The organism is Albidovulum salinarum, assembly GCF_025673475.1.
GTDB classification, from domain to species: domain Bacteria; phylum Pseudomonadota; class Alphaproteobacteria; order Rhodobacterales; family Rhodobacteraceae; genus Albidovulum; species Albidovulum salinarum.
Window position 1 is genome coordinate 73,834 of record NZ_JAOVQO010000008.1, and the last position, 21,604, is coordinate 95,437.

General features: G+C 68.9%; 24 protein-coding genes, 1 tRNA gene and 1 riboswitch. Of the genes, 12 read left to right on the plus strand and 13 right to left on the minus strand.

The features are described 5' to 3' along the window. Positions 1-73 precede the first annotated feature (73 nt). Positions 74-841, plus strand: a complete 768-nt coding sequence (locus OEZ60_RS09870; protein ID WP_263335496.1) for an ion channel — start codon at positions 74-76, stop codon at positions 839-841. A 38-nt stretch (positions 842-879) separates the two neighbouring features. On the opposite strand, the gene OEZ60_RS09875 is transcribed toward OEZ60_RS09870, so the two are convergent. Next, positions 880-1,413, minus strand: coding sequence for a GNAT family N-acetyltransferase (locus OEZ60_RS09875; RefSeq protein ID WP_263335498.1), 534 nt, complete (start codon positions 1,411-1,413; stop codon positions 880-882). A 122-nt stretch (positions 1,414-1,535) separates the two neighbouring features. Between OEZ60_RS09875 and OEZ60_RS09880 the strand changes: the two genes are divergently transcribed. Beyond that, positions 1,536-1,964: a MarR family winged helix-turn-helix transcriptional regulator gene (locus OEZ60_RS09880; protein WP_263335500.1), complete on the plus strand. Its 429-nt coding sequence runs from the start codon at positions 1,536-1,538 to the stop codon at positions 1,962-1,964. 71 nt (positions 1,965-2,035) lie between these two features. Then, complete coding sequence (locus OEZ60_RS09885; RefSeq protein WP_263335502.1) at positions 2,036-2,443, plus strand: hypothetical protein; 408 nt, start codon at positions 2,036-2,038, stop codon at positions 2,441-2,443. An 85-nt stretch (positions 2,444-2,528) separates the two neighbouring features. On the opposite strand, the gene OEZ60_RS09890 is transcribed toward OEZ60_RS09885, so the two are convergent. Beyond that, on the minus strand, positions 2,529-3,656 hold the full coding sequence (locus OEZ60_RS09890) for an S-(hydroxymethyl)glutathione dehydrogenase/class III alcohol dehydrogenase (protein WP_263335504.1): 1,128 nt from the start codon (positions 3,654-3,656) through the stop codon (positions 2,529-2,531). An 83-nt stretch (positions 3,657-3,739) separates the two neighbouring features. Here OEZ60_RS09890 and OEZ60_RS09895 point away from each other — a divergent pair, with 83 nt between their 5' ends. The 3 genes from OEZ60_RS09895 to OEZ60_RS09905 all read left to right on the plus strand — a co-directional run bounded on the left by OEZ60_RS09895 (position 3,740) and on the right by OEZ60_RS09905 (position 6,139). Next, positions 3,740-4,012, plus strand: coding sequence for an I78 family peptidase inhibitor (locus OEZ60_RS09895; protein ID WP_263335506.1), 273 nt, complete (start codon positions 3,740-3,742; stop codon positions 4,010-4,012). Positions 4,013-4,076: 64 nt separating this feature from the next. Further along, positions 4,077-5,726 (plus strand): Y-family DNA polymerase, encoded by a 1,650-nt coding sequence (locus tag OEZ60_RS09900; RefSeq protein WP_263335507.1) that lies wholly within the window; start codon positions 4,077-4,079, stop codon positions 5,724-5,726. A gap of 62 nt (positions 5,727-5,788) precedes the next feature. Further along, on the plus strand, positions 5,789-6,139 hold the full coding sequence (locus OEZ60_RS09905; protein WP_263335509.1) for a DUF2794 domain-containing protein: 351 nt from the start codon (positions 5,789-5,791) through the stop codon (positions 6,137-6,139). Between the two features lie 78 nt (positions 6,140-6,217). On the opposite strand, the gene OEZ60_RS09910 is transcribed toward OEZ60_RS09905, so the two are convergent. The 3 genes from OEZ60_RS09910 to OEZ60_RS09920 all read right to left on the minus strand — a co-directional run bounded on the left by OEZ60_RS09910 (position 6,218) and on the right by OEZ60_RS09920 (position 8,905). Next, positions 6,218-7,057: a C40 family peptidase gene (locus OEZ60_RS09910; RefSeq protein WP_263335511.1), complete on the minus strand. Its 840-nt coding sequence runs from the start codon at positions 7,055-7,057 to the stop codon at positions 6,218-6,220. Next, positions 7,054-8,439, minus strand: a complete 1,386-nt coding sequence (locus OEZ60_RS09915; RefSeq protein WP_263335513.1) for a leucyl aminopeptidase family protein — start codon at positions 8,437-8,439, stop codon at positions 7,054-7,056. Before OEZ60_RS09915 ends, OEZ60_RS09910 begins: the two co-directional genes overlap by 4 nt. Positions 8,440-8,524: 85 nt before the next feature. Further along, positions 8,525-8,905 carry a hypothetical protein gene (locus OEZ60_RS09920; RefSeq protein WP_263335515.1) on the minus strand — a complete coding sequence of 127 codons (381 nt, stop codon included), beginning with the start codon at positions 8,903-8,905 and terminating at the stop codon, positions 8,525-8,527. Positions 8,906-9,054: 149 nt separating this feature from the next. Here OEZ60_RS09920 and OEZ60_RS09925 point away from each other — a divergent pair, with 149 nt between their 5' ends. The 4 genes from OEZ60_RS09925 to OEZ60_RS09940 all read left to right on the plus strand — a co-directional run bounded on the left by OEZ60_RS09925 (position 9,055) and on the right by OEZ60_RS09940 (position 11,808). Then, a complete protein-coding gene (locus OEZ60_RS09925; protein ID WP_263335516.1) occupies positions 9,055-9,702 on the plus strand; it encodes a carbonic anhydrase in 648 nt (215 codons plus the stop codon). 112 nt (positions 9,703-9,814) lie between these two features. Further along, complete coding sequence (locus OEZ60_RS09930) at positions 9,815-10,792, plus strand: sodium-dependent bicarbonate transport family permease (RefSeq protein ID WP_263335517.1); 978 nt, start codon at positions 9,815-9,817, stop codon at positions 10,790-10,792. A gap of 2 nt (positions 10,793-10,794) precedes the next feature. Beyond that, entirely contained in the window at positions 10,795-11,106 is a 312-nt protein-coding gene (locus tag OEZ60_RS09935) for a DUF3240 family protein (protein WP_263335519.1), read from the plus strand. Positions 11,107-11,184: 78 nt separating this feature from the next. Beyond that, entirely contained in the window at positions 11,185-11,808 is a 624-nt protein-coding gene (locus OEZ60_RS09940; RefSeq protein WP_263335521.1) for a tetratricopeptide repeat protein, read from the plus strand. A gap of 16 nt (positions 11,809-11,824) precedes the next feature. Here OEZ60_RS09940 and bluB read toward each other — a convergent pair whose 3' ends face one another. From bluB to OEZ60_RS09975, 7 genes are all read right to left on the minus strand, one after another. Beyond that, positions 11,825-12,589, minus strand: a complete 765-nt coding sequence (gene bluB / locus OEZ60_RS09945; protein ID WP_263335522.1) for a 5,6-dimethylbenzimidazole synthase — start codon at positions 12,587-12,589, stop codon at positions 11,825-11,827. 44 nt (positions 12,590-12,633) lie between these two features. Continuing rightward, a riboswitch (cobalamin riboswitch) is annotated at positions 12,634-12,815 on the minus strand. 110 nt (positions 12,816-12,925) lie between these two features. Then, on the minus strand, positions 12,926-13,522 hold the full coding sequence (locus tag OEZ60_RS09950; RefSeq protein ID WP_263335524.1) for a hypothetical protein: 597 nt from the start codon (positions 13,520-13,522) through the stop codon (positions 12,926-12,928). A gap of 3 nt (positions 13,523-13,525) precedes the next feature. Beyond that, positions 13,526-14,548 (minus strand): aspartate-semialdehyde dehydrogenase, encoded by a 1,023-nt coding sequence (locus OEZ60_RS09955; protein ID WP_263335526.1) that lies wholly within the window; start codon positions 14,546-14,548, stop codon positions 13,526-13,528. 97 nt (positions 14,549-14,645) lie between these two features. Continuing rightward, positions 14,646-15,854, minus strand: coding sequence for a trans-sulfuration enzyme family protein (locus OEZ60_RS09960; RefSeq protein WP_263335527.1), 1,209 nt, complete (start codon positions 15,852-15,854; stop codon positions 14,646-14,648). A 96-nt stretch (positions 15,855-15,950) separates the two neighbouring features. Next, positions 15,951-16,571, minus strand: coding sequence for a glycosyltransferase family 29 protein (locus OEZ60_RS09965; protein ID WP_263335529.1), 621 nt, complete (start codon positions 16,569-16,571; stop codon positions 15,951-15,953). After that, positions 16,568-17,620, minus strand: coding sequence for a glycosyltransferase family 4 protein (locus OEZ60_RS09970; protein WP_263335532.1), 1,053 nt, complete (start codon positions 17,618-17,620; stop codon positions 16,568-16,570). Before OEZ60_RS09970 ends, OEZ60_RS09965 begins: the two co-directional genes overlap by 4 nt. A 44-nt stretch (positions 17,621-17,664) precedes the next feature. Beyond that, the gene (locus OEZ60_RS09975; protein ID WP_263335533.1) at positions 17,665-18,849 is read right to left on the minus strand and encodes an MFS transporter; all 1,185 of its coding nucleotides are present in this window, start codon (positions 18,847-18,849) and stop codon (positions 17,665-17,667) included. Positions 18,850-18,948: 99 nt separating this feature from the next. Between OEZ60_RS09975 and thpR the strand changes: the two genes are divergently transcribed. Next, complete coding sequence (gene thpR / locus OEZ60_RS09980) at positions 18,949-19,491, plus strand: RNA 2',3'-cyclic phosphodiesterase (RefSeq protein WP_263335535.1); 543 nt, start codon at positions 18,949-18,951, stop codon at positions 19,489-19,491. A 257-nt stretch (positions 19,492-19,748) separates the two neighbouring features. Here thpR and OEZ60_RS09985 read toward each other — a convergent pair. Next, a tRNA-Pro gene (locus tag OEZ60_RS09985) sits at positions 19,749-19,825 on the minus strand. 180 nt (positions 19,826-20,005) lie between these two features. On the opposite strand from OEZ60_RS09985, the gene OEZ60_RS09990 reads away from it, so the two are divergent. Beyond that, positions 20,006-21,601, plus strand: coding sequence for a Na/Pi cotransporter family protein (locus OEZ60_RS09990; RefSeq protein ID WP_263335537.1), 1,596 nt, complete (start codon positions 20,006-20,008; stop codon positions 21,599-21,601). Positions 21,602-21,604: the final 3 nt, after the last annotated feature.

A 21,604-nucleotide genomic window follows, 5' to 3' on the forward strand; every position in this document is an offset into this window, starting at 1 on the left:
GGAATCTGTACTGTGCTCTGACGGGCGGTCTCGGGCGCTCCGGCATGATCCGGCCCGATAGGGAGAGTGCAGCATGGAGCGGCTGAAGGCGCGCGTGATCGAACTCTACACCGGCCAGTCGCCGGCCGCGCGGCGGCTGCGTTACGGCCTGATCCTGTTCGACCTCGCCACCGTCGTCTATTTCATCATCTCGGTCCCGCTGCCCGCGTCGCCGGCGCTACGCGCGGTCAATACGGCGCTTGCACTCGTGATCGCGGTCGATTTCCTTTTCAGGTTCTGGATCTCCGACAGCCGCTGGCGCCATCTGGGGCGCATCTATGTGCTCGCCGATCTTGTGGTGCTTCTGTCGCTGCTGCTGGACCCGCTGTTTAGTCTCGACCTCAACTTCCTGCGCATCCTGCGCGGCATCCGGCTGGGCCGCTCGGAATACCTGTTGCAGGACCTGCGGAGAGACTGGCGGTTCTTCCGCGAACACGAGGATGCGCTGGTGGCGTCGCTCAACCTGGTCATCTTCGTCTTCGTGACGACCTCGGCGGTCTTCCTGTTCTTTGCGGAGCGCGGCGGTTCCGCAGCCTATGTGGATTCGCTCTACTACACGGTCACCACCCTGACCACGACGGGCTATGGCGACCTGACACCGAACACGCCGGGGGAAAAGCTCGCCGCGGTGGTGATCATGGTGGTCGGCGTCTCGCTGTTCCTGCGCCTGGCCGGCGCGGTCTTTACCCCGTCGCGCGTGCATCACCCCTGCCCGAGCTGCGGGCTGACGCGGCATGACCCGGACGCGGTGCATTGCAAGCATTGCGGCGACTTGCTGAGGATCGAGACGCGCGGCGGGTGACGCCGTCCAGGCAAGCCGCCCATCGTGGTGCCCGCGCTCTACACCGCAGCCTGGACCGGACAATGGATATACATGTCGGTGTCGCGGTCCGATAGCGCGTCCGATCTCTTGAAACCCGCCTTCCGCGGCACGGCCGCCGAGGCGGGATTGCCATTTGCGACGCCCCCGAGGAGCGTGACCGGCCGCCCCTGCTCGGCGAGCCAGTCCACGAGCCCGGCCACCAGTTCGCTCGCATATCCCTTGCCCCACTCGGGTTCCGCGAGCAGGTAGACGAGGTGCATCGCCGCGCCGCCCCCCTCGTCGGCGAACTCGGCCAGGATCAGAAGCCCGATCAGATGCCCCTGCGCCGCATGACGGACGGTGTAGACCGCGGCCTCGCGGCCCCGCCCCGCCACCCAGAGCGCAACGGCCCCCGCACCGGGCGCGATCTGAAGCGGTTCGGGCAGATGCTCCAGAACGCCGGGGGTCAGCAGCCGCTTCAATTCGTCGACGAGCCGGGATCGCGCGGGCTCGGCGGCAATCGCATCCGCCCAGGTCTCGACGATCAGGCGTCTGGTTGAGAAACCGTTCATTCGCCTCTTTCCGCACGGCTCATCCGCGGGCTCCGGCCGACAGCCAGCCGATATTCGTTCCCTCGCTTGACTTTTCCCGCGCGCCCATTAGTTAGGATGTCTGACTTACCAACGGGGGCGCAATGGATTTGGCAAGGCTGATCGAACTCGTCCACCGCCACGCCCATCGCCAATGGGCGATGCAGGGCGGGGCATCCGGCGTGAGCCACAGCGAGTTCGAATATCTCCGCTCCATCCGCGAGCAGGAGGCACGGAAGACCGACAGGCACGATCACGGCCAGCACCTGCAGGACGTGGTCGACGAGATGGGGGTCCGCAAGGCCTCGGCCAGCGCGATGGTCGTGAAGCTCGAGGAGCGTGGCCTTGTCACGCGGATCCCGTGCCAGTACGACGCCCGCGCCCAGCACATCCTGCTGACCGAAGCCGGTATCGACATGCTCCGGCGAGGCGAAACCGTCTATGCCGCCGCCGCCCGGACGCTTCTGGACTCCCTGTCCGACACCGAGCGCCGGAAACTGGATGCCGTGTTCGACGGCCCCGCGCCGGCATGACCCGGCTGCTTAAACTTTGAGCCTACAAGTAAGTCAGACTAACTAATCAACAACACAAACAGGAACTCAAGATGACCTTTGAACTCGTGCTGATCGGAACCGCCCTTCACATCCTGATCTGGGAGAAGCTGCCGGAATGGGGCAGTTGGTTCAACGCGCTTCTGGCGCGATTGCCGGGCCCGCTGCGAGCACTCTACGGGCAATGGCACTGCCCCTATTGCGCCGGCTTCTGGATCGCGCTGGCGCTTCACGCACTGACGGGCCTCTGGACCGTGCCGGCGCTCGCCGGGCTTCCGGCAAGGCTCGGCCCGCCGGGCGACGCCATCGGCTGGTTCCTTGATGCGCTGGCCTCAGCGACGCTGATCTACGCCGCGATCCTGTCGCTCAAGGCGGTCGGCCTGCCGGCGATGAAGGCGCATCTGATGAAGGAGGACTTCGTCAAGTCCGCTTTCGGCGCGGAAGCCGGGGCGCGGAACTGACCAAATCCGGAGGTCCGGCACAAAAAGGCAAGGCGGTCGAAGCCTTGCCTTTCCGTTCGGGAAGGTTCCCCGTAGTTGCGTGCGGTCAGTAGACCACGACCGAGCGGATCGACTCGCCCGCGTGCATCAGGTCGAAGCCCTTGTTGATCTCGTCGAGCTTGAGCTGGTGAGTGATCATCGAGTCGATCTCGATCTTGCCCTCCATGTACCAGTCGACGATCTTCGGCACGTCGGTGCGCCCGCGCGCGCCGCCGAAGGCGGTGCCCTTCCACACCCGCCCGGTGACGAGCTGGAACGGCCGCGTCTCGATCACGGCGCCCGCCGGGGCGACGCCGATGATGATCGACTGGCCCCAGCCCCTGTGGGTGCATTCGAGCGCGTCGCGCATCACCTTCACGTTGCCGGTACAGTCGAACGAATAATCCGCGCCGCCGATCTGGTCGAACGGGGTCTTGGTGATGTTGACGATCTCCTGGACGACGTTCTCGCAGTCCTTCGGGTTGACGAAATGGGTCATCCCGAACTTCTCGGCCATTTCCTTCTTGGCCGGGTTGAGGTCGACACCGATGATCTTGTCGGCGCCCGCAAGCCGCAGGCCCTGGATCACGTTGAGGCCGATGCCGCCGAGGCCGAACACCGCCGCCGTCGCGCCGATCTCCACCTTCGCGGTGTTGATCACCGCTCCGATGCCGGTGGTCACGCCGCAACCGATGTAGCAGATCTTGTCGAAGGGCGCGTCCTCGCGCACCTTGGCGAGCGCGATCTCGGGCAGGACCGTGTAGTTCGAGAAGGTCGAGCAGCCCATGTAATGTAGGATCGGGTCACCATCCAGGGTCGAGAAACGCGACGTGCCATCCGGCATCAGGCCCTGTCCTTGAGTCGCGCGGATCGAGGTGCAGAGGTTGGTCTTGCGGGAAAGGCAGGACGGGCAGGTCCGGCATTCCGGCGTGTAGAGCGGGATGACATGGTCACCCTTCTTCAGGCTGGTGACGCCGGGGCCGACATCGACGACGACGCCCGCGCCCTCGTGGCCGAGGATCGCCGGGAAGAGCCCTTCCGGGTCCGCGCCCGAGAGCGTGAATTCGTCGGTGTGGCAGATGCCGGTGGCCTTGATCTCCACAAGGACCTCGCCAGCCTTCGGGCCGGCCAAGTTCACCTCCATGATTTCCAAGGGCTTGCCGGCCTGAACGGCCACGGCGGCGCGGGTACGCATCGGGGATCCTCCCATCGTCTTGTTGTGCTCGTCAGACCCTGTGGCATACTCGCCGCCAATGCAATTCGGGAAACGACATTCCAGTGAAAGCTTCTGCCATCTTCCTCGCGATTCCGCTTCTGGCCGCCTGCGTCGAGGCGCCGGCGAGTCCGGCCGTCCCTGCCGAGGCGACCTGCTCGGCCGAAAGCCTGCAACATCTTGTCGGGCAACCGGAAAATGCCTTCGATCCAACCGGGCTCGATGAGCCGGTGCGGGTGGTTCACCCGGACGAGGCGGTCACGATGGATTACAACCCCGGCCGGTTGAACGTCGAGATCGGCGCCGACGGGATGATTGCCGCAATCCGCTGCGGCTGAGCGACTCGACTCCGGCCGGGGCGGAGGGTAATATGGAACATATCAAGAACATTATGTCACCCTCATGGTCCAACGCCGGATTCTCTCGCTCTGGTTCCCCCGTCTCGGCGCCGAACGGCTGGTGCGCCGGATGCGCGGCATGCCGGCCCCGGCCTTTGCCGTCGTCGGCGAGGAGGCGAACCGCCAGGTCCTGACCTCGCTCACCGCCGCCGCCGAGGCCGAGGGGCTCTATCGCGGCCAGCCCCTGCGCGATGCGCTGGCGATGAGCCCGGCGCTTGTCACCCGGTTCCGCAATCCCCGCGCCGAGGCGCAGTTCCTCACCGCGCTCCGCCGCTGGGCCGGCAAGTTCAGCCCCTGGGTCGCAGAGGAGCCGCCCGAGGGGCTGGTGATCGACCTGTCCGGCGCGGCGCATCTCTTCGGCGGCGAGGAGGGCGTGCTGGGCGCGGTGGCGGAGGATTGCGCCGGGCTCGGCCTGACGGTCGAGGCCGGCATCGCCGACACGGTGGGCGCGGCCTGGGCGCTCGCGCGCCATGCCGGGCGCGAGGCGGCGCGGGTCAGGAACGGCGACGCCATCGACCAGGAGGCGCGGGCGACGCGGTCACGCGCAGCCAAGCGGCACTGGATCCGCGGCGGCCCGGCGCCGGTGCCGGAGATGCCGCCGGTGCCGCAGGCCCGGATCTCGGCCCCCGGCCAGCTCCGGCAGAGCCTCGCGCCGCTGCCCTTGGCCGCGCTCCGCATCGACGACGACACGGTTCATGGCCTCGCCCGGCTCGGGCTGCGCCATGTCGGCGACATCATGGGAATGCCGCGCGCCGCGCTGTCGCGGCGCTTCGGCCTCGGCCTCATCCGCCGACTCGACCAGGCGCTGGGGGTCGAGACCGAGCCGGTCTCGCCCGCCCGCGCGCCCTTGCATTTCGCGGTGCGGCTGACGCTGCCCGACCCGATCGGGCTCGCGGAGGACATCATGGCCGGGATCGACCGGCTCCTGCCCGCGCTCGCGGCGCGGCTCCGCGACAAGGGCCGGGGCGCGCGGCGGGTGCGGTTGCAACTGTTCCGCGCCGACCAGTCGATGCAGGAGATCGAGCTCGGCCTCGCCCGGCCCTCGGCCGATCCCGACCGGCTGCGCCCGCTCCTGATGCTGAAGCTCGACGAGGTCGACCCCGGCTTCGGCATCGACATGCTGCGGCTCGAGGCGCATGTAACCGAGCCGGTCCATGCCCGCCAGGTCCGCGGCCCCAACGATCCCGGCGATGCGCCGGGGCGCAGCGCCGCCGAGACCGCGCTCGACGACCTGATCTCGAAGCTCGGGGCGCGGGTGGGGATGGAGGCGATCACCCGGCTCGCGCCGGCCGACAGCCACATCCCGGAGAAATCGGCGAAGATCCTGCCCGCCGCCTGGTCGGAGCCCGCCGTCGACTGGCCGCCGCCCCGTACCCCGCGGCCGCTGGTGATCTTCCGCCCCGAGCCGCTCGCCGCGCCCGAGGACCCGATGCCGCCCGCGCGGTTCCGCTGGCGCCGCCGCGACCTCGTCACCACCGCGGCCACCGGGCCGGAGCGGATCGCGCCGGAATGGTGGCTCGACGAGCCCGACTGGCGCTCTGGCACCCGCGACTACTGGCGGGTGGAGGTGGAGACGGGCGAGCGGCTCTGGCTGTTCTTCGCCCATGGCGGCGCGGTCTCGGGCGGCTGGTACTGTCAGGGCACATTCCGCTGAGCGCGCGGCGCCAAAGCGCCGGCAGGCTTGATTTGTTGCCAAACGAATGTAACATTTCTCTTATGACGGTCCAGACGCCGACCCCGTTCCGCGCCTCCCCTTCCCCGCCCGAGCAGGTTTCATTTGATCGTCTGGAGCTTGGCCAGATCCTCGGTCTCTATGGACGCATGGTGGCGGCAGGCGAGTGGCGCGACTACGCCCTGTCCTTCCTGCGCGACATGGCGGTGTTCTCGGTCTTCCGCCGCGCCGCGGAGTTCCCGATCTACCGGATCGAGAAGCATCCGCGGCTCAGGAGCCGCCAGGGCATGTATTCGGTCATCGGCATGGACGGGCAGGTTCTGAAGCGCGGCCATGAATTGCCCGTGGTGCTTCGGGTGCTCGAACGCAAGCTGATCCGTCCGGTGGACGATTGACCCCGGTGCGCGGGTGGCGGCTGCGGGAGCCTCCGGCGGGGATATTTTCGGCAAGATGAAAGGGATGGGCGCGCCCGGTCAGCGGCGGGCCGCGAGCCGTTTCACCGTGCTGGGGCGGCCGTCGCCCTGACGCGCGATGCGGGCGATCGCCTCGGCGATCCCCTCATGGGCCACCGCCATGTGGAAGGCATTGGCGTGGATGAGCTGGGTTTCGCTGACCGCCATCGCGACATGGCCCTTCCAGAACAGGAGGTCGCCGCGCCGGTATCCGGCATCCTCGGGCAGCGGCGCGCCGAGGGCGGCCTCCTGCAGGTCGCTGTCGCCCGGGCAGGCGATGCCGCAGGCGAGAAGCGCGGCCTGGACGAGACCCGAGCAGTCGATCCCGGACCGCGCGTTGCCACCCCAGAGATAAGGGGTGCCGGTCAGGCTTTCCGCCACGCCGGCTGGGTCGTCCGCCCAGTCGCCGAGCGGCTTCAGATGCATCCGCGGCACGAAGAGCCCCTCGGCGGTCTCGAGGAAAGCGAGGTGTTCGGCCGTGACGGTCAGCCGCGCGCCGAGCGTGAGGCTCGCCACCTCCGGCCGCTTGATGTCGGGTTCGCGGTAGAGATGGGTCGCGGGGGCCGAGACCCAGTGGGTGGCGGCGCGGTCGGCGCCGATCACCGGCTCGGCGAGGTAGCCGCAATAACCGTCCTTCTCGGCCTGGACGAAGGCGAAGCCGCCGTGCCGGTCGAGCACCAGCACCCGTTCGCCCATCAGCACCTGGCGGTCGCGCGGCCCGTCCGGTCGCGCGAGGAGGTCGGCGAGCGGCGGCGCGATCCGTGCCCAGTCGCCCGAAACGTAGCGGTCGGCCGCAACCTGACCTTCGAGCGCGGCATGCGCGACCCGGCCGTTCGCCGGGGTGAGGCGCCGGTCGCTCACAGCCCGAGCACGCCCGGAAGCGCCTCCAGGAGCGCCCGCGCGCCCTGGCCGACGCCGCCCTTGGGTCGCCCCGGTTCCGCCTTAGGTTGCCATCCGTAGATGTCGAAATGCGCGTAGCGGGGCGTGTCCGTGACGAAGCGCCGGAGAAAGAGCGCGGCCGTGATCGATCCGGCCATGCCGCCCGCGGGCGCATTGTCGAGATCGGCGATGCCGGGCTCGATCATGGTCTCGTAGGGTTCCCAGAACGGCAGCCGCCATAGGGGATCCGCGATTGTCGCCCCGGCTTCCGCCAGTGCCGCCGCGATGATGTCGTCGTCGCAGAAGTAGGGCGCGAGGTCGGGGCCCACCGCGACCCGGGCCGCGCCGGTGAGCGTGGCCATCGAGACGAGAAGGTCGGGCTTCTCCTCGTCGGCGAGCGCCAGGGCATCGGCGAGCACGAGCCGGCCCTCGGCATCCGTGTTGTTGATCTCGACCGTCAGGCCCTTGCGGCTTTTCAGGATGTCCTGCGGCCGAAAGGCATTGCCGCCGACCGCGTTCTCCACAGCCGGGACCAGAACCCGGAGCCGGAGCTTCAGCCCGAGCGCCATGATCATGTGGGCGAGCCCGATCACCGTCGCCGCGCCGCCCATGTCCTTCTTCATTAGCCCCATCGACGCGGCCGGCTTGATGTCGAGCCCGCCGGTGTCGAAGCAGACCCCCTTGCCGACCAGCGTGAGCCGCGGCCCCGCCTCGCCCCAACTTAGGTCGAGAAGCCGCGGCGCACGGTCCGAGGCGCGGCCCACGGCGTGGATCATCGGGAAGCCGTGGGCGACGAGATCGTCGCCGCGGATCACCCGGATCTCGGCGCCGAAACGGCGGCCGAGCGTGGTGAAGGCGTCCTCGAGTTCCGCCGGCCCCATGTCGGCGGCAGGCGTGTTGATCAGGTCGCGGGTCAGTGCCTCGCCCTCGGCAATCGCCAGAAGCCGCGCCGCATCGACGCCCGCCGGCGCTTTCAGCCGTGCGACGGGCGTCTTCACGGATTTGTAGCGTGTGAAGCGATAGGTCGCGAGCAGCCAGCCGAGTGCCGCCTCTTCGGCCTCCCGAGGGCTGAGATCGCCTTCGAGATGCCAGTCACCCGAGGGCAGGTCGGCCACCGCGCGCGCGATCTGGAACCGTCCGCGCCGCCGCGTTGCCGCGCTGCCCCAGCCGAACACCGCACCCGCCGGCGCCCCGTCGAGACCCGGCAGAACGTAGATCTGGCCGAGCGCCCCGGTAAAGCCCAAGGCGTCGAGCCAGGCGCGTTCCGCATCACTGCGTCCGGCAACGAACGCGGCGGCCTCTGCCGCCTCCACCAGGTGAAGAGGACGCGATGCGGCGGCGGGATCGGCGAAGGAAAACGGCATTCTGGCCTCGGAGCTGATTGCCCCGCCAGACTAGCCGCCCCCGCAGCGCCCGCAAGGGGCACCGCGGAAGCGCTGCCGTTCACGCTCAGACCGTCAGGTCGCGCAGGTCGCAGACCGCATTGAGGGACCGGTCACCGATCCGGATCAGTCGTGCCAGCGTCGCCGCCTGTGCGGCATGGTCACCCACCTCCGTCGCCCGCACCACGTCGTCGGCGACGCGCGCGAAGCTGGGCATTCCGATCTGCTCGGCCACCTTGACCAGGAGCCGCGCGCTGCGCGTCAGTTGCGCGGTGCGCCCCTCGTCGACGAACCGCTGCATCTCGGTCAGCCGCGCGTTCAGTTCCTCCATTGCACGGCTCAGAACCCGTTCGGCCCCCGCCTCTCCCAGTTCGGCATAAAGCGCCACGAGGCAGTCCGGATCTACCCGGACTCCTTCCTCGTGGTGCAAAACCGCAAGTTTCGCCACCCGTCACCCTCCGATGTCACGCCCCACGCGTGCGCTTACCGTGCGGCGCCTCTCTCAAGAATTTCTTGATGCGGCTCCGAAAAAAGTCTCGAATTCTAAACGCCTCGCGGCTATCCCGGAATACGGCCCAAATCACGAGGCGAGGACAAATGCAAAACGCGAAACCGCTGCCCTCCTACCTGGTGCATCGTTACCACGGCTGGAAAGCCACAACCTGGACTGAGAACCGCGCCTGGTACCGCCGTCTTGCCGATGAAGGCCAGCGCCCGCGCGCGATGGTCATCTCGTGCTGCGACAGCCGCGTGCATGTCACCTCGATCTTCGGCGCCGACCAGGGCGAGTTCTTCATCCACCGCAACATCGCCAACCTGGTGCCGCCCTACAATCCGGACGGCGAATATCACGGCACCTCGGCCGCGGTGGAATACGCGGTCACGACGCTCAAGGTCGCCCATGTCATCATCGTCGGCCATTCGCTCTGCGGCGGCGTCAAGGGCTGCCATGACATGTGCACCGGCCACGCGCCCGCCCTCGAGGAGAAGTCGAGCTTCGTCGGCCGCTGGATGGACATCCTGCGCCCGGGTTACGAGCGGGTGAAGGACCTGCCCGAGACCGAGCGCCTGCGCGCCCTCGAAAAGGAGGCGGTGCTGGTCAGCCTCGAGAACTTGATGACTTTCCCCTTCGTGCGCTCCGCGGTCGAGGGGGGCGAGATGACGCTGCACGGTCTCTGGAACGACATCGGCGAAGGCGGGTTGGAGCAATACGACCCCACCACCCACAAGTTCGTGCCGATCTGACATTTGAGAGCTGAAGAGCGCGGCCGGACTTTATTTCGAAGCGGCCGCGCCCTGCCCCTTGTTTTGGCCGCCGGCCCGGCTATCTACGCCCGAACTCAAAGCGGGGGTGACGGTGGACGCGATTCTTTCGGTCATGGGACAAAACCTGCTGTCCCCGATCATCCTGAGCTTCGCGCTCGGCCTTGCCGCGGCGCTCGCGCGCTCCAGCCTCTCGGTGCCCGAGGCTGCTGCCAAGGCGCTGTCGATCTACCTTCTCTTCGCGATCGGCTTCAAGGGCGGCGCCAGCGTCGCCGCGCACGGGCTCGACGCGCGGCTCGCGCTCGCGCTCGTCGCCGGCATCGGCCTCAGCTTCGCGATCCCGGTCGTGGCCTTCACGCTCCTGCGCAGCCTGACCCGGATGTCGCGCGTCGATGCCGCCGCGGTGGCGGGCCACTACGGCTCGATCTCGATCGTCACCTTCGTCTCGGCGACCGCGATCCTGACCAGCCGCGCCATCGACTACGAGGGCTACATGGTCGCCGTCGCCGCCGCGATGGAGGCACCGGCCATCGTCGCGGCGCTCTGGCTCGCCGCGCGCGGCGGCTCCGGCGTGAAGATGGATGCCGAGCTCTGGCGCGAGGTGATGTTGAACGGCTCGATCGTGCTTCTGATCGGCGCCTTCCTCATCGGCGCGGTGACCGGCGAGCGCGGCCTCGCGGAGATCGAGAGCTTCATCGTCTCGCCGTTCAAGGGCGTGCTCTGCCTCTTCCTTCTCGACATGGGGCTCGTCGCCGGGCGCGGGCTGAAGCAGTCGCGCGGGCTTCTCTCGGCCGGCGCGGTCGTCTTCGCCGGGCTCATGCCGATGATCGGCGCGGCGATGGCGTTGCCGGTGGCGCTGATGCTCGGCTTCTCGGCCGGCGGCACGGCACTGATGATGACGCTGGCGGCCTCGGCCTCCTACATCGCGGTGCCGGCCGCGATGCGGGTGGCCTTGCCGGAGGCCAATCCCTCGATCTACCTGACGCTCTCGCTCGGCGTCACCTTCCCCTTCAACCTCTCGCTTGGCATCCCGCTCTATGTCGCGGTGGCCGGGCTTTTCGCCGGAGGCTGACCATGCAGACCCATCAGGCCAAGCGCGTCGAGATAATCATCGAGGCCCCGCTCGAACACCGGCTGACAGACGCCATCGTCGCGGCCGGTGTCACCGGCTTCACGATCCTGCCGGTGCTCGGCGGCTCCGGCCGCTCCGGGCAATGGAGCCGCGACGGCCAGGTCTCGCTCGCGGGCGGCATGGTCGCCGTGGTCTGCATCGTCCGTCCCGAGCGGGTGGACACGCTCCTCGACGCCGCCTTCAAGGTGGTCGAGCGCCATATCGGCGTCGTTTCCGTCTCCGACTGCGAAGTGCTGCGCGCCGAGCGGTTCTGAGCCGTTCCCGGTCCCCGCATCGTGACCGCGCGTGTTTGCGCGTCATGGTAGGCTGGGTCGCGACAGGAGGCTCTTGCCATGCATGGATCGCGCCCCGCGCTCCTCGCGGCCGGCATTGCGCTGGCCATGATCCTGCCGCCCGCACCGGCCATCGGCGGACACGGCTTCGGATATGACTACGGCGTCCATCACCGCTATGAGCGCCGTCAGGCCGCACCGCGCGTTGTTCCGCCGAGCTATTCCCGCGCCCTGTCCCTGTTCCAGCTGCGCGATTACGATGCCACCCGTCGCGAGCTTCGTGCGCTCGTCGAGACCGGGCCGGGCGACGCGGACGCCTGGACCCTGCTCGGCCTCGCGAGCCTGAGGCTGCGCGACTACACCGGGGCCGAGGACTACTACGCCGAGGCGCTGAGGCTCGACCCCGGCCATCGCGGCGCGCTGCAGTATCAGGGCGAACTCTACATCACCCAGCGCCGCTACGAGGCGGCCAAGGCCAATCTCGCGCGGCTCGAGGAGCTTTGCGGCGGCTGCGCGGAGCGGGATGAACTTGACCGCGCGCTGGTCCGCGCCGGCCAGTCCCCCGAAAGCGCGCCGCTGCTCAGGGCGCCTGGCGACGCCGCCGCCGGCGTGCGGCGCCTTGAGTTGCCCGAGGCGCCGAGTGACGGACCAAGGCGCCTCAAGGCACCAGGCGGCGGATCCTGACCCGGCGCCCCGGCCGTCAGGCCAGCCGCTCTGAGAGGAACCGGCCGGCCTCGATGGCCTCCTGATCGGCGCCGAGCCGCTCGGTCAGCGCGCCGTCGGCCCGCGCATTGCCCCAGCGATCGTAATGGACGTGGTCGGTGATCGGCAGTCGCTTGCGCCAGCCCGCCGCCTCGAGTTCCGGCCGCGCATGGAAGCCCCGCACATGACCGACGCAGAGATAGGCAACCGGGATCACGTCCTTCGGCAGGCCGAGCACCCGCTTTAGCGCGCCGTTGTCGAGGATCGAGACCCAGCCGACGCCCAGCCCCTCGGCCCGCGCCGCGAGCCAGAAGTTCTGCACAGCGCAGACCGAGGAGAAGAGGTCCATCATCGGGATATGGGTGCGCCCGATCACCACCGGCCCTGCTCGGCTGCGGTCGCAGGTGATGCAGATGTTGAGGGGCGATTCGAGGATGCCTTCGAGCTTGAGGTTGCGGTAAACTTGGCGCCGGTCCCCCTCGAACATCATCGCCGCCTCGGCATTGGCCTTGGCGAAGAGGTCGTGCACCCGGCCGCGAATCCCGGGCTCGCGCAGGACGAGGAAGTCCCAGGGCTGCATGAAACCCACCGAGGGCGCGTGATGCGCCGCCATCAGCACCCGGCTGAGTCGTTCCGGGTCGACCGCGTCGGGCAGGAAGTCGCCGCGTGTGTCGCGGCGGTTGAGGATGGTGCGGTAGACCGCTTCGCGGGTGGCGGCATCGTAGCTGTCGGGCGGCGTGAGCCCGGTCTTGGTATCGGCCATCGGAGTCCCCTTGGATGGTCCCGCGCAAGCCGCCGTCCGCGCGGCCCGCGCCATCCCTTCCGGCCGGTCTTCTGACTCGGGCTCATTCCGCCCGGACCCCTTCCCGGCCCTACGGCCAGTGGTCATCGTCCGGCAGTCCCCCTCACAGCGCTGGGCACGTCGCGGAATTGCACCGCATTCCCGATTCTCCCGCGCGAAGGCGGGCACCGGAAGGTGGGGCGAACCTTACCCGGTGGCCCGGCGATGTCAGCCGGAAAGCGGGCGCGAATGCTGCCGGCAGGATGAGTGGAATTGACGCATGCCCCGGCCGGGCCGGATCCGAACGCCGGGCCCGGCTCAGAAGGCGCTGCGCAGGCCGACGACGACCCCGTTGGACGAGGCGCCGGGGCCGATGAGACCGTAGCCGTCCGATCGGTGATGCAGGCGCAGGAACACGCTCCGGTCCGCCTCGCGCCCGAGATCATGCGCAAGCTCGAAATGCCAGTAGATCAGGTTCTGAGCCGCTTCGCCGTCGCCGCGCCGCTCTTCGAGCGCCGGCACCTTGGAGGCATGGGAGGGACCGATGCCGAAGGCGAAGCTGTCGATCACCCAAAGGACCGGCCGCTTCGTCTCGAGCCGCGCGACGACCGGCAGGTTGAACTCCCAGTGGTCCTGAAGGTTGAAATGGCGGACCACCTGCGGCTCAAGCCAGAACGACAACTCGCCGACACGAGTTGCGACCGGATTGAAGAGACGGAAATCCGCCGCCACGCCCACGAGGCCCGGCTCTTCGTACCTGGCGTTCCACGGGGTGAAGACCAACTCTTCCCAGGGATTGTCGGTGAGAATGCCGCCGAAGACGCTGATCTCGCGCCGCGTCTCCGCCTGTGCCGGCCGCTCCGCGATCAGGCCCAGCGCAACCAACAGGATCATGGTGCGCAAGGCCAGTCGCATGTGTCACCCCTTCTTCAGGCAGCGGTTCCCGAGCGTCTCGGCAATCTGAACCGCATTCAGCGCCGCGCCCTTGCGCAGGTTGTCCGAGACGCACCAGAGATTCAATCCGTTGTCGATGGTCGAATCCTGGCGGATCCGGCTGATGAAGGTCGCGTAGTCGCCGACGCATTCCACCGGCGTGACGTAGCCGCCCGGCTCGCGCTTGTCGACGACCATGACGCCGGGCGCCTCGCGCAGGATGTCGCGCGCCTCATCCTCGTCGAGAAACTCCTCGAACTCGATGTTCACCGATTCCGAGTGACCGACGAAGACCGGGACGCGGACGCAGGTCGCGGTAACCTTGATCGTCTTGTCGAGGATCTTCTTGGTCTCGGCGACCATCTTCCACTCTTCCTTGGTCTGGCCGTCCTCGAGGAAGACGTCGATATGGGGAATGACGTTGAAGGCGATCTGCTTGGTGAACTTCTTCGGCGCCACTTCCTGGCCCGGCACATAGAGGCCCTTGGTCTGGTCCCAGAGCTCGTCGATGCCATCCTTGCCCGCACCCGACACCGACTGGTAGGTCGAGACGACGACGCGCTTGATCTTCGCGCGGTCATGCAGCGGCTTCAGCGCCACCACCATCTGCGCGGTCGAGCAGTTGGGATTCGCGATGATGTTCTTGTTCTTGTACATCTCCACCGCGTCCGGGTTGACCTCCGGCACGACGAGCGGGATTTCCGGGTCGTAGCGGTAGAGCGAGGAGTTGTCGATCACCACGCAGCCCTGCGAGGCCGCGATCGGCGCGTATTTCTTCGTCGCCTCCGAACCGATGGCAAAGAGCGCGATGTCCCAGCCGGTGAAGTCGAAACCCTCGATGTCCTTGGTCTTGACGGTCTTGTCGCCGAACGAAACCTCGGTGCCGAGCGACCTGCGCGAGGCAAGCGCGGCGATCTCGTCGACGGGAAATTCCCGCTCGGCGAGGATGTTCAGCATTTCGCGGCCCACATTCCCCGTGGCGCCGGCGACAACGACCTTGTAGCCCATCTGGGGTCTCCTAACGTTAAGGACGAGGCCCCTTAGCCGATCGCGCCCCGCAGATAAAGGCCCCGCCGCGCCGCAGCGCGGAAAAAACGCCGCAGGATCACAATACTCGGGCGAGATCGGCGATCAGATCCTCAGCATCCTCGAGCCCGACCGAGAGCCGGAACACCCCGTCGCCGGCGAAGGCGCGGTAGCTCTCCCTCGCGGCACCGTCGAGCCGGAACGAGCTGTCCATCAGGCTGTCGGTCTCCATCCAGAAGATCAGGCTCCGGTGATGGCCGAGCGAGACCGCGTAATGGATGATCTCGAGCCGGTCGATGAAGCCCTGCGCCAGCGCCCGGCCCCGCGCCGCGTCGCCGACCTGGAACGAGATCATTCCGGATGTGTTGGTCATCTGCCGCCGCGCGAGTTCGGCCTGGGGATGCGAGGCGAGGCCAGGATGGATCACGCGGGTCACCGAGGGGCGGGTTTCCAGCCATTCGGCGATCCGGATCGCGTTCCGCTGGTGCGCCTGCATCCGCAGGGGCAGCGTCGCCATGCCGCGGGCGATCAGCCAGGCGTTGAAGGGCGAGAGAATCCCACCGTGATGGATCGCCGCCTCGGCCCTGAGCTTCGCGACAAGCTCGGCACTGCCCGCCACCGCGCCGCCGACCGCGTCGCCGTGGCCGCCGATGTACTTCGTCACCGAATGCATGATCAGATCGACGCCGAGCGCCCGGCTGTCCTGCCCCAAGGGCGAGGCGAAGGTCGCGTCGCAGGAGAGCAGCGCCCCGGCGTCATGGGCGAGCCGCGCCACCGCCGCGAGATCGGTGAGCCGGCCGATCGGGTTCACCGGCGTTTCGGTGTGGACGAGCTTGGTCTCCGGCCGGATCGCCGCTGCCACCGCGTCGAGGTCGGACATGTCGACCAGCGTCACCGCGATCCCGAGCCGGGGCAGCGTGTCGCGCGCGAGCTCCGCGACCCCGGCATAGGAGACGTCCGAGACGACCGCATGATCGCCGGCCGAGAGGAACGTCAGGAAGATCGCCGTCGCCGCCGCCATGCCGGAGGCGAGGCAGAGGCAGTCCTCGGTCCCCTCAAGCGCCGCGATCTTGCGCTCCAGCAGCGCGACGGTGGGGTTGCCCCAGCGGGTATAGAGAAAGCCGGCGTCGTCGCGGAGGTCATGGGCGGAAAAGCCGGCCACCTGATCGGTCACGAAGGTCGAGGACATGTGCAGCGGCGGCGCCGAGGCGCCGGTCGCGGGGTCCGGTCCCTCGCCGGCATGGATGGCGGTGGTGTTCGGGCCGAGCGATGCGTTGCGGTGATCCATGGCGGTCCTCTCCGGTTTTCCCGAAGCCTCGCCCCGAACGCCTGTGCGCGCATCCCCGATTGCGACATGGTCGCGGCGTTTACCGGTTCCGGGCGCTCAGACCCCGGCCTGGCTCACCCGGTTGTCTTCGCGCAGGAGCCGCTCGACGAACGCCTTCTCGGCAGCGAAATCATGCGGCACCTGATCGGCGCGGCGCGATCCGGTGAGCGAGAGCGAGGCGAAGAAGTCGAAGCCGTGAAGGCGGAGCGAGGCGAGCCCGCTCGCCGCCAGCAGGTCGATCAGCATCGCTCCGGTGGTCGGCGGCGCGCCGAGCCGGTCGCGCAAGGCCGCCCAGTCGGCGAGCGGGTGCAGGTAGAAGCCGGGCGACGTCGCCACGCCCCACGGCAGGCGCTTGCGCTTGTGCGACATCCAGAGGATGCGGCTTGCGCCGATGCGGTGCAGATCCTCGGCGCCGATCGAGGTGGCGAGCGCCAGCCAGTCGGTGCGCCGCCCATGCGTGCGCGAGGCTGGCATCGGCGCCCGGTTGATGCGGATCACCAGATCGGCCGCGTCGATCTCGAACCCCTCGTCGCGCTCCGCGAGCGAGCGGGCATTGCCGACGAGCGCCACGCGCTTGCCGTCAAGCTCGGCGAAGAGGTCGGCCCGCGCCACCGACAGCGCCGCGAGCGGTGCCTCGCGCCGGAGCGCCCGCGCGAGGTAGAAGCCCCCCCGGTTCACCAGCTCTCTCCCGCCAGAAGCCGCCGGTAGAGCGCGACGATGGCAGCCGCCTCGTCCTCGATCCGGAACGCCTGCCGCACCCGCTTAAGCGAGGCCGCACCGGCCCTTGCCCGCATCTCCGCGTCATCGAGGAAGGGCGCCACCGCCGCCGCGAGCGCCGGAATGTCGCCGGGCGCCACCAGCGCGCCGGTCTCCTCCGTCACGATCTCCTCGAAAGCGCCGACGCGGGTCGCCACCACCGGCACGGCGCAGGCCATCGCCTCGATCGGCGTGAGGCCGAAGCCCTCCCAGCGTTGCGGCGCGACATAGAGGTCCAGCACCCGGTACCAGTCGGCAATCTCGTGGACCGGCACCTCGGGCAGGAAGCGGATGCGGTCAGCCAGGCCGGCCGTTGCGACGTTCTCCTTCAGCCCGGTCAGGAAGCCGTCATGCCCCTCGGTCGCCCGCCCCATCACGAGCGCCGTCACCCCTGGCCGCCCGGGCAGGAGCGCGAGGGCGGCCTCGACGAAGGCGTCGGTCCCCTTTTGCGCCCGGATCCGCCCGTAGCAGCCGAGGATCACCTGATCCTTGGGCAGGCCGAGTTTGCGCCTCAGCGCGGCGCGGTCCTCGGGCCGCGAGAACGCCTCGGTGTCGATCCCGTGCAGGATCACCTCGGCCCCGCGTTCGAGATAGGCGGCGGTCTTTCGCGAGGTGGCGATCACCCCGTCCATCCGGCCGATGAGCCAGCGGGTATAGCCGGTATGCTTGCGCTGCGAGGCCGACGTGAAGAGCAAACGCAGCCGCCGCCTCAGGACATGCTTCAGCATGAGCCCCAGCAGCATCTCGGTGTTGCGCCGGGCATGCCAGACCCGGACCCGGTCGCGCGGCATGAGGAAAAGCCGCGACAGGGCGACATGCGGCACATGAGGGGGCAGGCCCGGCCCGGTCGCGGCAATGCCGATCATCCGTGCCTGCAAGGGCACCAGCCGCACGATCGTCGCCGTCACCCCCGAAAGCCGCCGCTTCAGGTTCGGTGCAATCACCTCGATGTCACGGATGTCGGGGGCCATGTGCTCTCCTTCGCGGGATGGTTAGCCCATGGGGCGCCGCAATTCTAGCCCGTCGCGTCGCGGCTGAAGAGGTAGAGAACGAGGCCGATCAGCAATGGCACGAGGAAGAAGAGGAAGAGCGCGGCGAACGGCGCCTCGGGACTCGCGGCGCCCGCCTCCATCGCCCGGTGGAACCGGCCGCTGGTGAATTGCAGGATCCCGGCGCCGCCGATCCCGAACATATTGAGGAAGGTCACCCCGCGCCCGACGAGATGGGGCGGAAAGAAGCTCCGCCCATGCGCCATGATCGCCGGGAAGGACGAGCCGAAGAAGCCCACGGCGGCAAGAAGCGCGGTCGCCGCCCAGAACCCCGCGCCGGGCGCGAGGGCAAGCGCCCCGAGCGCCACGGCCCCGGCCGCATTGCCCCAGAAGACCACCCATTTCCGCGTGCCGAAGATCCGGTCGAGCGGCCCGTAGGCGAAGTTCCCCGCGACCATCGCGAGCGCCATGACAAGGGTCACCCGCCCGATCGCGAGCGCGTCTAAGCCGAAGACCTCGGCGAGATAGGGCCCCGCCCAGAGCCCCCTTATCGCGGCGGCCGGCGCATAGGCGACAGCCATCAGCGGCAGAATCGCCCAGAGGCCGGGAATGCGGAGGAGATCGACGACCGACCCGCGCCCGGTCTCCGGCGCCGCCAACCGCTCGGGATCGCGCACGAAGATCCAAAGCGCGAGCGCCACCGCGACCGTCACCGCGGCGAGCCCGATGAGCGCCGGACGCCAGCCGATCAGCTCGACGAGCCAGGCCAAGGGCGCCGCCCCGGCGATATTGCCGAGCGAGCCCGCGCCGATGATCGCGCCCGCGAGCGTGCCGAAGACGGCCGGCCGGTAGACCCGCGCGAAGATGTAGTAGGAGGCCATGAGCACCGGCGAACAGCCGATCCCGATCAACGCCATGGCGAGATGCACCGCGCCGGGACTTTGTGCGAGCGCGAAGACAAGCGCGCCGCCGCCGCCGCCAAGACCGAGCAGGACCGAGGCCGTCAGACGCGGTCCGATCCGGTCGAGCGCGGCACCCACCGGCATCTGCATCACCGCGAAGACAAGAAACCAGATGCCCGAGGAGAGCGCGAGATCCCCCGGCGCCGCGCCGATCTCGGCGCCGAGCACGGGTGCCAGCACCGCGAGGAATGCGCGGTAGAACTGGCTCAGCACGTAGCCCGCCACCAGAAAGATGAGCCCTGCCCGCATGTTGCCCCGTTCTGCCCCGATGGCCGCGACCCTGCGGCAGAAACCACGCCTGCGCAAGGCTGGTCTTGGATCGGCCCGCCCGCCGTCCTACAAGGCCCCATGCGCGCGTTTCTCGCCATTCCCCTGCCCGAGAGCGTCATCGACGCGCTGGAGGATCTGCAGGCCGACCTGCCGTTCGGCCGGCTCGTGCGCCCCGAGAACCTGCACCTCACCCTCGCCTTCCTCGGCGAGGAGCCCGACGAGGTGATCGAGGCGGTGCACGAGGCGCTCTTGCCGTTCCGCGCGACGGACTTCGACCTGGAACTGGCCGGGCTCGGCACCTTCGGCGGCCGCGAGCCGGCGAGCCTGCACATCGCCGCGACCCGCAGCCCCGCCCTGCGAGACCTCCATGCGCGGCTCCGCAACCGGCTTCACCGCGCGGGGCTGATGTTGCCGCGCGAACGCTTCGCGCCGCATGTGACGCTCGCCCGGTTCCGCCGCAACAGCCCCGCCGCCGACCACCAGAGACTTGGCGCCTTCATCGCCGCACGGGGCGAGACCCGCCTCGCCCCCTTCCCGGTCACGCATTTCTCGCTTTTCCGCTCGATCCTCGGCGCCGATGCACCGGTCTATGACGAGCTCGCCCGCTACATGCTGGGTTGACAGCGCTGTGCCTCCGCCGGGGGAATACAGATGAGCGCCCGTTCCGGGCGCACGCCTTCTGGCACTTCGTGCGGTTTGCCTCCGGCGCGGATGCTTCTTGCAAGATGAAGACGTCACCGGCCTTCATCTTGCGAACAAATATCCGCCGCGGAGCGCAGCGAGTGACTGCCGCGCCCGCGGCAGGCGCGAGAGGAAAGGCTTGCGCCCGGAACGGGCGCACATTTGGGAAACTGTCGATTTCCGGATGTTCGGGAAATTGGTCGGAGCGAGAGGATTCGAACCTCCGACCCCCTGCTCCCGAAGCAGGTGCGCTACCAGGCTGCGCTACGCTCCGACCGTGCCGCGGGGGTTACCGATTCCCGCAGCGTTTGGCAAGGGAGAAAGGACAGGAATTTCCGGCACGGCGCGCACTGAAGCGCCGCGTTCGAACAGGGCCCGCAGGATGCGCGCTCTGGGCGTTTTGCGGACAACGCGGATAATGTAGGTCCGGGACGGTTAAAACGGCATGGGCGGCATGCAGGGCGACATTCTCACGCTTCTCGGCGGAATCGGCATGTTCCTCCTCGGCATGCGCCTGATGACCGAGGCGCTCGGCCAGCTTGGCAGCCGCCAGTTGCGCGCGGTGCTCCGGCGGCTCACGACGTCGCCGGCCACCGGAGCCCTGGCCGGGGCCGTCACGACCGCGGCGATCCAGTCGTCGAGCGCGACGATGCTGATGACCATCGGCTTCGTCGGCGCCGGGTTCCTGACCTTTCCGCAAGCGGTCGGCGTCGTCTTCGGCGCCAATGTCGGCACCACGGTCACCGGCTGGATGGTCGTGCTGCTCGGGTTCAAGCTGCATCTCGCGACCGCGGCGCTGCCTCTGCTCTTCGCATCCGGCCTCTTCGCGGCGCTGGGGCGCGGGCAGGCGGCGCGGGTCGGCGCGATGCTTGCCGGTTTCAGCCTCGTGTTCCTCGGCCTCGACATGATGCAGGCAGGGGCCGAGGGATTCGGCGGGATGATGATCCCGGAGGCACTGCCGGCCGACACGATCGGAGGACGCCTGGCGCTCCTCGCGCTCGGGGTTGTCGTGACGCTGGTGATCCAGTCCTCGAGCGCCGGCGTGGCGATGACGCTCGTCCTGCTCGGCTCGGACGCGATCACGCTGCCACAGGCCGCATCTATGGTGATCGGCATGGACATCGGCACGACGTTCAAATCCGTTGTCGCGACGATGGGAGGGTCCCGCGACATGCGCCGCACCGCCATGGCCCACGTTGCCTACAACCTCGTCACCGGGGCGGTCGCCTTCGCGCTCGTGGGGATCGCCGTGCCGGCCCTCGACCAAGCCTTCGGTGGCGACGGTCCGGCCGCGCTCGTGGCCTTCCACACGCTCTTCAACCTGATCGGCACCCTGCTCATGCTGCCCGTTACCGCGCCCTTCGCGCGGCTGATCGAGCGGCTCATTCCCGGCAGCGGCGTCGTCCTCGCCGAGTCGCTCGACCGACGCCTGCTCGCCGATGCAGAGGCCGCGCTCGATTCCGCCCGCGGCGCGACCTCCGCCGTCGCCGCGGCGCTCTTTGCCGCTCTTGGCGCACGGCTCAGGCGTGGCGGGACCGATGCGGCGCTCCGCGATCTTGCGCCGCGGATGGGGCCGGTCCTCGACGACATCGGCGATTTCCTGATCCGGATCCGCGTGCCCGAGGGCAAGACCGACACGCTCGCCCGGCGGACCGCACTCCTGCATCGGTTCGATCACTTGCAGCGCCTCTGGCACCGGACGCGCCAGGAGGAGCGGCTGCGGACACTCGCAGCCGATCCGGTGTTGCGGCGCCCGACCGAGACCCTGGGCGCGGCGCTCCGGCTCGCGGCGGCGGCCCCCGACACGGCGCCGAACGACGCACGGATGCGGCGCATCACCCGGCTGATCGGCGAGCGCACGGGACGGCTGCGCCGCTCGGCGCTTCTGGCCGAACATGCCGGTCTCGTCAGCCCCTCCGGAGTGTTCGAGCGGACCGACGCGATCCGGACGCTTCAGCGCGCCGCGCATCATGCCGAGCGCGTGATCCACTACGGCCTTGTCGCCGCGGGCGAGGCGCAGGAGGCGAAACCGGCAGAACAGGAGCCTTGACCG

Bases quoted from the DNA above. Each gene is read 5' to 3' on its own strand.
- OEZ60_RS09990 (WP_263335537.1), top strand. From the start codon at position 20,006: ATGCAGGGCGACATTCTCACGCTTCTCGGCGGAATCGGCATGTTCCTC.
- OEZ60_RS09885 (WP_263335502.1), top strand. From the start codon at position 2,036: ATGACCTTTGAACTCGTGCTGATCGGAACCGCCCTTCACATCCTGATC.
- OEZ60_RS09915 (WP_263335513.1), bottom strand. From the start codon at position 8,439: ATGCCGTTTTCCTTCGCCGATCCCGCCGCCGCATCGCGTCCTCTTCAC.
- OEZ60_RS09940 (WP_263335521.1), top strand. From the start codon at position 11,185: ATGCATGGATCGCGCCCCGCGCTCCTCGCGGCCGGCATTGCGCTGGCC.
- OEZ60_RS09870 (WP_263335496.1), top strand. From the start codon at position 74: ATGGAGCGGCTGAAGGCGCGCGTGATCGAACTCTACACCGGCCAGTCG.
- OEZ60_RS09875 (WP_263335498.1), bottom strand. From the start codon at position 1,413: ATGAACGGTTTCTCAACCAGACGCCTGATCGTCGAGACCTGGGCGGAT.
- OEZ60_RS09970 (WP_263335532.1), bottom strand. From the start codon at position 17,620: ATGGCCCCCGACATCCGTGACATCGAGGTGATTGCACCGAACCTGAAG.
- OEZ60_RS09880 (WP_263335500.1), top strand. From the start codon at position 1,536: ATGGATTTGGCAAGGCTGATCGAACTCGTCCACCGCCACGCCCATCGC.
- bluB (WP_263335522.1), bottom strand. From the start codon at position 12,589: ATGGCCGATACCAAGACCGGGCTCACGCCGCCCGACAGCTACGATGCC.
- OEZ60_RS09950 (WP_263335524.1), bottom strand. From the start codon at position 13,522: ATGCGACTGGCCTTGCGCACCATGATCCTGTTGGTTGCGCTGGGCCTG.
- thpR (WP_263335535.1), top strand. From the start codon at position 18,949: ATGCGCGCGTTTCTCGCCATTCCCCTGCCCGAGAGCGTCATCGACGCG.
- OEZ60_RS09905 (WP_263335509.1), top strand. From the start codon at position 5,789: ATGACGGTCCAGACGCCGACCCCGTTCCGCGCCTCCCCTTCCCCGCCC.
- OEZ60_RS09900 (WP_263335507.1), top strand. From the start codon at position 4,077: ATGGTCCAACGCCGGATTCTCTCGCTCTGGTTCCCCCGTCTCGGCGCC.
- OEZ60_RS09890 (WP_263335504.1), bottom strand. From the start codon at position 3,656: ATGCGTACCCGCGCCGCCGTGGCCGTTCAGGCCGGCAAGCCCTTGGAA.
- OEZ60_RS09960 (WP_263335527.1), bottom strand. From the start codon at position 15,854: ATGGATCACCGCAACGCATCGCTCGGCCCGAACACCACCGCCATCCAT.
- OEZ60_RS09925 (WP_263335516.1), top strand. From the start codon at position 9,055: ATGCAAAACGCGAAACCGCTGCCCTCCTACCTGGTGCATCGTTACCAC.
- OEZ60_RS09935 (WP_263335519.1), top strand. From the start codon at position 10,795: ATGCAGACCCATCAGGCCAAGCGCGTCGAGATAATCATCGAGGCCCCG.
- OEZ60_RS09975 (WP_263335533.1), bottom strand. From the start codon at position 18,849: ATGCGGGCAGGGCTCATCTTTCTGGTGGCGGGCTACGTGCTGAGCCAG.
- OEZ60_RS09955 (WP_263335526.1), bottom strand. From the start codon at position 14,548: ATGGGCTACAAGGTCGTTGTCGCCGGCGCCACGGGGAATGTGGGCCGC.